The organism is Roseateles microcysteis, from assembly GCF_036880965.1.
Classification (GTDB): domain Bacteria; phylum Pseudomonadota; class Gammaproteobacteria; order Burkholderiales; family Burkholderiaceae_C; genus JAUASW01.
Map to the genome: position 1 here is coordinate 522,746 of NZ_JBAJMV010000005.1, position 8,521 is coordinate 531,266.

At 63.4% G+C, this 8,521-nt stretch carries 9 protein-coding genes; 8 read left to right on the forward strand and 1 reads right to left on the reverse strand.

The window, feature by feature from the left end:
• Window positions 1–11 precede the first annotated feature (11 nt).
• The 5 genes from V3596_RS16670 to V3596_RS16690 are packed head-to-tail and all read left to right on the forward strand — an operon-like array spanning window position 12 to window position 4,365.
• On the forward strand, window positions 12–668 hold the full coding sequence (locus V3596_RS16670; RefSeq protein ID WP_334278920.1) for an FkbM family methyltransferase: 657 nt from the start codon (window positions 12–14) through the stop codon (window positions 666–668).
• A gap of 40 nt (window positions 669–708) precedes the next feature.
• Window positions 709–1,968: a lipoprotein-releasing ABC transporter permease subunit gene (locus tag V3596_RS16675; protein ID WP_334278921.1), complete on the forward strand. Its 1,260-nt coding sequence runs from the start codon at window positions 709–711 to the stop codon at window positions 1,966–1,968.
• Entirely contained in the window at window positions 1,961–2,653 is a 693-nt protein-coding gene (locus V3596_RS16680; protein WP_334278922.1) for an ABC transporter ATP-binding protein, read from the forward strand. The genes V3596_RS16675 and V3596_RS16680 overlap by 8 nt, the downstream gene beginning before the upstream one ends.
• A 15-nt stretch (window positions 2,654–2,668) precedes the next feature.
• Complete coding sequence (gene purU, locus V3596_RS16685; protein WP_334278923.1) at window positions 2,669–3,535, forward strand: formyltetrahydrofolate deformylase; 867 nt, start codon at window positions 2,669–2,671, stop codon at window positions 3,533–3,535.
• A gap of 17 nt (window positions 3,536–3,552) precedes the next feature.
• Window positions 3,553–4,365: a TatD family hydrolase gene (locus V3596_RS16690; protein WP_334278924.1), complete on the forward strand. Its 813-nt coding sequence runs from the start codon at window positions 3,553–3,555 to the stop codon at window positions 4,363–4,365.
• 26 nt (window positions 4,366–4,391) lie between these two features.
• On the opposite strand, the gene V3596_RS16695 is transcribed toward V3596_RS16690, so the two are convergent.
• The gene (locus V3596_RS16695) at window positions 4,392–5,207 is read right to left on the reverse strand and encodes a mechanosensitive ion channel family protein (RefSeq protein WP_334278925.1); all 816 of its coding nucleotides are present in this window, start codon (window positions 5,205–5,207) and stop codon (window positions 4,392–4,394) included.
• Between the two features lie 47 nt (window positions 5,208–5,254).
• Between V3596_RS16695 and V3596_RS16700 the strand changes: the two genes are divergently transcribed.
• From V3596_RS16700 to tfpB, 3 genes are read left to right on the forward strand one after another with little or no spacing between them, the layout of a single operon-like run.
• Window positions 5,255–5,779, forward strand: a complete 525-nt coding sequence (locus V3596_RS16700; protein ID WP_334278940.1) for a DNA-deoxyinosine glycosylase — start codon at window positions 5,255–5,257, stop codon at window positions 5,777–5,779.
• Window positions 5,776–6,570: a spermine/spermidine synthase domain-containing protein gene (locus V3596_RS16705; protein WP_334278926.1), complete on the forward strand. Its 795-nt coding sequence runs from the start codon at window positions 5,776–5,778 to the stop codon at window positions 6,568–6,570. Before V3596_RS16700 ends, V3596_RS16705 begins: the two co-directional genes overlap by 4 nt.
• 3 nt (window positions 6,571–6,573) lie before the next feature.
• Window positions 6,574–8,382, forward strand: a complete 1,809-nt coding sequence (gene tfpB / locus V3596_RS16710; protein WP_334278927.1) for a type IV pilus assembly ATPase TfpB — start codon at window positions 6,574–6,576, stop codon at window positions 8,380–8,382.
• The last annotated feature ends 139 nt before the right edge of the window (window positions 8,383–8,521 follow it).

Consider the following 8,521-nt stretch of genomic DNA (forward strand, 5'->3'; position numbering starts at 1 on the left):
GAAGGCAAGTGATGGCAAAAGTGTTGATCTATATCGGCCTCAACCAGGGCGGCAGCTTCGACAAGATCTTCAAGGACTTCGACGTCTGCTACGGTTTTGAGCCCATTCCGCTGCTGGCCGGTCGACTGCAGGAGCGGTACCGGCCGTTCCCGAGTGTCCACATCATCAATGCGGCGGTGTGCGTCAACGAGGGGCCGGTCAGCTTCTATGTCTCCAAGATGGACGGCGACCACGACAACATGCAGTCGTCCTCGCTGTGCGAGGTGTCGGACGGCTACCGCAACAACGGACCGAAGAACCAGGTGTTCACCAAGGAGGTGATCACGGTGCAGGGCATCAACCTGGCGAATTTCCTCAAGCAGCATGGCATCTCCGAGATCGACACCTACATCTCGGATGCCGAGGGCTACGATTTCTCCATCCTGCAGACGGTCAAGTCCTTGTTCGACGAACGCCGGGTCAAGCATGCGCAGTTCGAGACTGAGCCGGATTACGTGGCTGTCGAGCAGCGAACTGGCCAGCCCGCCAACAAGAGCTCGCTGTTCATCGATGCGCTGATCAACAACTACGACCTTGTCGGCATGCAGCAGGGCAATTACGACCCCAGCAGTCCGACGCGCTGGTTCAACCGCGACCTCGAGTTCAGGGTCAAGCCCGAAGGCGAGTGAGCGATGGCCCGGGCCAGGGCCTGGGTTAGCATCGCGCCCCATGAATTGGCCCTACGAGTTGCAGATCGGCTGGCGCTACACCCGCGCCGGTCGCGGCGGTCGCCGAAATCGCTTCATCTCCTTCATCTCCGGCGTTTCGGTGCTCGGCATTGCCCTGGGCGTGGCCGCGCTGATCATCGTGCTGTCGGTGATGAATGGCTTCCAGAAAGAGGTGCGCGACCGCATGTTGTCGGTGATTGCGCATGTCGAGCTGATCGACGCGCGCGGCGGCGGCATGCCGGACTGGCAGCCGCTGGCCACGAAGGCGCGTGAGAACAAGGCCGTGATCGGCTCGGCACCTTTCGTGGCCAGCCAGGCCTTGGTGGCGCGTGGTGAGGAAATGAAGGGCACGATGGTGCGCGGCATCGACCCGGCCTACGAGCTCTCGGTTACGCCACTGGCCGCCCAGTTGACCAAGGAAGGCGTGCTGACCAGGCTGAAGCCCGGCGAATGGGGCATCGTGCTGGGCGCCGAGCTGGCGCGCTCGCTGGGCGTATTCGACGGCGACAAGATCACCATCGCAGCCCCCGGTGGCCAGGTGACGCCGGCTGGCGTGCAGCCGCGATTCCGGACCTTCACCCTCGTCGGCACCTTTCGCTCAGGCCACTATGAATACGACAACGGTCTGGCCCTGATCCATATCCAGGACGCAGCGCGGCTCTTCCGCGTCGAGGGCGCCACCGGCGTTCAGGTGAAGCTCAAAGACGTGCACGAGGCCCGCAATGTGGCCCGCGAGCTGGCCTTGAGCCTCGGCCCGGAAGTGATCGTGCGCGACTGGACCCGCACCAATGCGAACTGGTTCGACGCGGTGCAGATCGAGAAGCGGTTGATGAGCATCATCCTGACGCTCATCGTGGCCGTGGCAGCCTTCAACCTGGTGTCGACGCTGGTGATGACGGTGACCGACAAGCAGGCTGACATCGCCATCCTGCGCACGCTGGGCGCGAGCCCTCGCTCCATCATGGGCATCTTCATGGTCCAGGGCGCGGCCTCTGGCGTGATTGGCACGCTGGCGGGCGTCTTGCTGGGCCTGGGCGTGGCTTTCAATCTGGACGTGATCGTGCCGGCCATCGAGCAGCTTCTGAACGTCAGCTTCCTGCCCGGCAGCATCTATCTGATCAGTCACATGCCCAGCGACCCGCAGCAGGGGGACATCATTCCGATTGCGCTCAGCTCGCTGGCACTGGCCTTCCTGGCCACGCTCTATCCGAGCTGGCGCGCCAGCCGCGTGCAACCGGCCGAGGCCCTGCGTTATGAGTGAAGCCCTGACCGACTCCATCGTCCTGCAAGGCACGGGCCTGCAGCGCCGCTTTCATGACGGCACCCTGGATGTGACCGTGCTCAGCGGCGTGGACATCACCGTGCGCCGTGGCCAGACGCTGGCGATTCTTGGCGCCTCGGGTTCGGGGAAGTCCACCTTGCTGCATCTGCTCGGCGGCCTGGACCGCCCAACCTCCGGCCGCATCAGCCTGATGGGGCAAGACCTGGCACCGATGAATGAATCGATGCTCGGCCAATGGCGCAACAAGCACCTGGGCTTCGTCTACCAGTTCCATCACCTGCTGCCCGAGTTCAGCGCGCTGGACAATGTGGCCATGCCATTGCGCGTGCGCCGCTTGCCCTTGGCCGAAGCACGTGATGCGGCGGCCGCCATGCTGGCGCGTGTCGGGTTGGCGGCGCGCACCTTGCATCGCCCGGGCGAGCTCTCGGGCGGCGAGCGTCAGCGCGTGGCGATTGCCCGCGCGCTCGTGACCAAGCCGGCCTGTGTGCTGGCGGATGAGCCCACAGGCAACCTGGACCGTGACACGGCGCAGGGCGTGTTCCAGCTGATGCTGGAGTCGGCGCGGGAGCAGGGCACGGCCTTCGTGCTGGTTACGCACGACCAGAATCTGGCCTCGCAATGCCAGGCGCAATTGCGCCTGGTCGGCGGGCGTGTGCAGCAATAGTTTGTCAAGACCACCATGAGCAGCAGTACTCGATTCATTCTCAAGCTGAGCTGCCCGGACCGCCCGGGCATCGTCCATGCGGTCACCGGTTTCCTGCTGGCGCAGGGCGGCAACATCCTGACCTCGGCCCAGCATGGCGATGGGGACCATCAGCGCTTTTTCATGCGCATCGAGTTTGAATCGGCAGCGGCGCTGGACCTCGAGTCGGTGCGCCATGCATTTTCGCCGTTGGCCGCCCAGATGCAGATGAACTGGACCCTGGTGGCCAGTGCAGCCAAGACGCGCGTGCTCTTGCTGGTTTCAAAGCTCGGCCATTGCCTGAATGACCTGCTGTTCCGGGTGCAGACCGGGCATCTGCCTATCGAGATCCCGGCCATCGTCTCGAACCATCGCGAGTTCTATCAGCTGGCGGCCTCGCACAACATTCCCTTCCATCACTTCCCGCTGCTGGGCGCCACGCCCGAGCAGAAGGCAGCGCAGGAGCGCCGCATCCGCGAGGTGATCGAAGAGAACCGCATCGACCTGGTCGTGCTGGCTCGCTATATGCAGATCCTGTCGGGCGAGATGTGCGAGTACCTGTCGGGCCGTGCCATCAATATCCATCACAGCTTCCTGCCCAGCTTCAAGGGTGCCCGGCCTTATCACCAGGCCCATGAGCGCGGCGTGAAGCTGATCGGCGCCACCGCGCACTACGTGACCTCGGACCTCGACGAAGGCCCGATCATCGAGCAGGAAGTGGCACGCATCGACCACAGCATGACGCCCGAACAGTTGGTGGCGATCGGCCGCGATACGGAATGCGTGACGCTGGCCCGCGCCATCCAGTGGCATGCCGAACATCGGGTGCTGATGAACGGCCGGCGCACCGTGGTGTTCCGCTGAAGGCAAGTGGTGCAGGCATGTGGACAGACAGCCACTGCCATCTTGACGCTGCTGAGTTCGACGGCGACCGCGCAGCGGTGGTGGACCGGGCCCGTGCCTCTGGTGTTTCGCAGATCGTGATTCCGGCGGTAGAGGCAGCGAACTTCGAAACGGTGCGCGATCTGGCCATCCAGCATCGCTTTGTCTATGCGCTGGGCATCCATCCGATGTATGTGATGCGAGCTGCGGAGCAAGATCTGGCCCTGCTGGCCGAGGCGCTGGAGCAGCATCACTGCGACCCTCGGCTCGTCGCAGTGGGCGAGATCGGGCTGGACTTCTTTGTGCCCGGCATTGATGCCGAGCGTCAGCAGTATTTTTATCTGGAGCAATTGAAGCTGGCGCGTCGCTTCGATCTGCCCGTGATCCTGCATGTGAGGCGCAGCGCCGACAAGCTCTTGGCCGGCTTGCGCCGCATCGGCGGCATTCGCGGCGGTATCGCGCATGCCTTCAATGGCAGCGCCCAGCAGGCGGCGGCCTTTGTCGAGCTTGGTTTCAAGCTGGGCTTTGGCGGCACGCTGACCTTTGATCGCTCCTTGCAGATCCGCCGACTGGCATCCGAGCTGCCTGCTGAAAGCCTGGTTCTCGAAACCGATGCGCCTGATATTCCTCCGCAGTGGCTCTACAAGACCGCCGAGCAGCGCGCCGGTGGCGGGATCAGCCGCAATGAGCCGGCCGAGCTGCCGCGCATCGCGCAGAGCTTGGCAGAGCTGCGCGGCTGGACGCTGGAGCAGACCGCAGCGGTCACCAGCGCGAATGTGCGGGCCGCGCTGCCGCGGCTGGCTCTCGGCTGATCAGCGGTCCAGCTCCTTCGTCAGCGTCAAACTTCGCGATTGCGTGGCGCCATCGGTGTTTCAGGCACCGGATAACCGGCTGCGCCGAAGGTGGCGACCACAGCCTTGTGGGTGTCGAAATACACCTGCCAGTAGTGATCCGTGTACGTATACGGACGCACGCAGAGCAGCGGGCCTTCGGCGGTGAAACTGAGGATCTCGATGTCCGGTGCCGGTGAGGTCTTGACGTTCGGAATGGCGGCAACGGCAGTGCGCAGCCGGGCAATCGCATCTAGCGGGTCCACGCCATTGGCGATCTTGGCCACGCAGTCGACACGGCGGAAGGGCAGGCTGGAGAAATTCTGTATCGTGTCCGAGAACACCTTGTTGTTGCCGACGATGGTCTGCACGTTGTCCGGCGTGGTGACCGTGGTGCCGAAAAGGCCGATCTCGGTCACCGTGCCGGTGACTCCGCCCACCTGGACGAAGTCGCCCACCTTGAAAGGCCGCAGCACCTGCATGAAGACGCCGGCCGCAAAGTGGGTCAGCAGGCCGCCCCAGGCGGTACCGATGGCCAGGCCGGCGCCAGCCAGCAGGGCGGCAAAGGAGGTGGTCTGGATACCGAAGATGTCCAGGATTGCCAGCACCAGCACGATGTTCAGGAGCACCGTGAGGATCGAGCGCAGGTAGGTTGCCAGTGTCGAATCGATGCGGCGACCTCGCTCGAGTGCGACGCCAACCAGGCGTACGCTCAGGTTGATCAGCCAGCGGCCCACAATCCAGGCTGCCAGTGCTGTCAGCACCTTCAATCCGAAGGCTGCGCCCTGGGTGTTCAGGAACAGCCAGATGGCTTCGGTATTCATCATCTCAATCTCCTGCAGTCGTGACTCAAGTATCTCGGGCGCCGATCATCGCTGAAGCCGTCGGCGCAGGGCAGGCCGAGCGCTGGCAAGGACTGACCCCGCAATTCGATGCGCAGGCGCGCTGGCTGCTGCTGGGCAGCTTTCCAGGGGTGGCTTCCTTGAAGTCTCAGCAGTATTACGGCCATCCGCGCAATCAGTTCTGGCGTCTGTTGGGAGACGTGTTCGGCCTGCCATTGATCGTGGCGGCTTATGAAGATCGGCTGCGCCTGCTGCGCCAGCAGCGCATCGCCTTGTGGGACGTGATCCAGGAGACTGAACGAGAGGGTAGCCTGGACAGCAATATCCGCGACCCGTTGCACAGCGACCTTGGCGGGCTGCTGGCACGCCTGCCGCATCTGGAGACCATAGGCTTCAATGGCGGCACGGCCGCACGCTTGGGCATGCGGCAGTTGGCGGCGCTGGGCGAGTCACGATGGCGAGTCCTGGCGCTTCCTTCCAGCAGCCCTGCCTACACGATGGCCTACGATGACAAGCTGAAGGCCTGGCAGTCGCTGAGGCAGAGTCCCCCATGAGCAGCAAGAAGACGAGCAAGAAGCAGTCAGAGTGGGCCCCGGCCACGCTGAGCGAATACGACGGCGTGCGCTTCCTTCACCTGGATTCGATCTGGGTGCAGGGCGCCATGCGCATCCGCAAGCCCCAGCAACTGGAGCTGGAATACATCCAGCGCATGATGGCGTGGATGCTTTGGCGCGAGACGGACGAGATCCGTGCAGGGCATGCGGTGCAATTGGGCTTGGGGGCGGCAGCCATCACCCGCTTCTGTCACAAGGTGCTGCGCATGCAGACCACGGCCGTCGAGCTGAACCCGAGCGTGATCTCGGCCTGCCGAGCCTGGTTTCATCTGCCCGAGGACGACAGGCGATTGACGGTGCTGAATGAAGACGCTGGCGAGTGGGTGCAGCGGGATGAAAACATCCAATGCGCACAAGTCTTGAATGTGGATCTCTATGACCACGATGCCGCCGGCCCGGTGCTGGACGATGAAGCCTTCTATGCCGGCTGCCGCAATGTGCTGGCCGACGGTGGGCTGATGACGGTCAATCTCTTTGGCCGCAGTGCCAGCTTCACCCGGAGCGCGACTCGCATTGCCCGGATCTTTGGCTCTGACCAGGTGTGGAGCCTGGCGCCGACCAAGGAAGGCAACACGGTGCTGGTGGCTGCCCGCGGGGTGAGGGTTCCCGAGCGGGAGGAATTGGAGCAGCGTGCAGCTAATATCGAGTCGCAGTATGAGTTGCCGGCGCGCAAGTGGTTGCGCCTGGTGCGACCGCTGCCGATCAGCATCATCAACCAGCTGAATGACTAGCCGATGAGCACCAAGACCAAGACAGCCGCACAGGCGCCAGATGCCCGCCCCGAGTTGAAGCCGGAGGGGCGACTCGAATGGCGCCAGCTGCTTCGCTGGCTGGTCGAGGACGAGATCATCGATGCCGAGCAGGCCCAAAAGATGGAGCAGCGCTTTGCGGCTGGCGACAGCTCGCTGCATCCGCTGGTTCGGCTGGGCAGCGCGGGCCTGGTGCGCAAATCTGCTGGCAAGCCGCTCGAAGTTGAGGTGTTGACCGAGTGGCTGGCTACACGGGCCAAGCTGCCTTACTTGAGAATCGATCCTCTGAAGGTTGATGTGGGCCGGGTATCCGATGTGATGTCGGGCAGCTATGCCGAGGCCAAGCGCTGCTTGCCTATCCAGGTCGGCCTGACCGACGTGACGATTGCGACCTCTGAGCCCTTTGACACCAGTTGGATGGCGCAGATCGAGTCCCACACGCGCAAGACCATCAAGCTGGTGATTGCCAACCCGCTCGAAATCGCCCGCTTCACGACCGAGTTCTTTACGCTGGCTCGATCGGTCCGTGCAGCCGCCAAGGCCGGTGAGACCAACCAGGTGGCCAGCTTCGAGCAGTTGGTGGAGCTGGGCAAGAGCAACAAGGCGCTCGATGCCAACGACCAGGGTGTCGTGCAGGTGGTCGACTGGCTGTGGCAGTACGCTTTCGATCAGCGAGCCAGCGACATCCATCTCGAGCCGCGCCGCGAAATGGGCGTGATCCGCTTCCGCATCGATGGCGTCTTGCACACCGTATATCAGCTGCCTTCGGCGGTGATGAGCGCCATGACCTCGCGCATCAAGTTGCTCGGCCGTATGGATGTGGTTGAGCGCCGCCGCCCGCTGGACGGGCGTATCAAAACCCGCAATCCTGCTGGTGATGAAGTTGAAATGCGGCTCTCCACTCTGCCCACTGCGTTTGGCGAGAAGATGGTGATGCGCATCTTCGACCCCGACACGGCGGTCAAGGATCTCAGCATGCTGGGCTTCTCCAGCCATGACACCGAACGCTGGGAGAAGCTGGTCACTCAGGCACACGGCATCATCCTGGTGACCGGGCCGACCGGCAGCGGCAAGACCACCACGCTGTACTCGACGCTCAAGCGGCTGGCCACGGACGAAGTGAACGTCTGCACGATTGAAGACCCGATCGAAATGATCGAGCCGGCCTTCAATCAGACCCAGGCGCAGTCGGCGCTGGATTTCGGTTTTGCCGAGGGGCTGCGCGCGCTGATGCGCCAGGACCCGGACATCATCATGGTCGGCGAAATCCGCGACCTGGCCACGGCCGAAATGGCCATCCAGGCTGCGCTGACCGGCCATTTGGTCTTTTCGACGCTGCATACCAACGACGCTGCGGCTGCGATCACCCGGCTGACAGATCTGGGCGTTGCGCCATATCTAATCAGCGCGACCGTTATCGGCGTGCTGGCGCAGCGCCTCGTCCGCACGCTGTGCGTCAACTGCAAGCAGCCCGACCCCTCGGTGACGCGTGACTCCTTGAACGAAATGCTCAAGCACTGGCGCATGAACGGCGGCGTGAAGCCCTACAAGCCCGTTGGCTGCCTGGATTGCCGCAATACCGGCTATCGCGGCCGTGCGGGTCTGTACGAGCTGCTCACCGTCAGTGAAGCCGTCAAGGCCACATTGCATCCTGAACCGGACATCAGCGCCTTGCGCCGCAAGGCCATGCAAGAGGGCCTCCGCCCCCTGCGCCTTGCCGGCGCCATGAAGATCGCCGAGGGCGTTACCACGATGGAGGAGGTGCTGCGAAGCACGCCGCAGTGGGAGGCATGAAGCGGGTGTCCGTGCCGGCGGCCAGGCCGCCGTGAGAACTTTTCACTGAGAAGTTCTCCGAACCCTGAAATTCTTGTGCTACAGTCGTGGGCTTCGCTGCTGAGAGCGGTGCTTCGAAACGAAGTGCAGATCTGGGTGG